Source organism: Vibrio sp. 2130-1 (genome assembly GCF_033339515.1).
In genome coordinates this window covers 1-522 of the sequence record NZ_JAWOUT010000711.1, presented here as the reverse complement: position 1 = coordinate 522, position 522 = coordinate 1, and the positions used below count along the sequence as shown (strand labels likewise).

Sequence of the window (522 nt, the reverse complement as noted above, 5' to 3'; positions counted from 1 at the left end):
TCAACGGCTTCACCATGTGAAGTCAAGCCATCAATTGGGTTGGTCGATGCGTCGAGTTGATAACTCACCACTCGGTCGGAACCTTCTGTCGTGGTGAACTTGCCGTTAACCGAAACAGAATCATTTTGATCCGAGCCGATGCTCGCAAGGTCGTCTTCATCCACCGTTAAAGCTTCTACACCATCAATAGAAGGCGCATCATCTTTAACTTCTATAACGATTTCTGCGGCTTTGGCATCGTTCGAACCGAGCGTCAAAGAAGAGCGGTCTCCGTCGGCATCAACGGCATAAACTGGAATGGTGAACGTTAACGATTCGTCGTTTGCGCCAGTATGATCCAGCTGTTCATAGAGGTTGAACTGATATTCGCCTTGAGACGGTGAGTCGATACTGATGTCGAATACCGTAATGCGCACACCATCAAGCTCAATATAACCTTCGTAAGTACGAACGCCATTGACATCAGAAGTGAGTTCAAGAAGTACAGTTTGCCCTTGCGATTGCAACTCGCCAGAGACATTA

Annotated in this window: 1 protein-coding gene; it reads right to left on the bottom strand. The window is 47.5% G+C overall.

Going from position 1 to position 522, the window contains the following annotated elements; genetic code table 11:
• On the bottom strand, positions 1-522 hold a 522-nt coding region (locus R7Q09_RS28275; RefSeq protein WP_318144224.1), incomplete at both ends, for a hypothetical protein.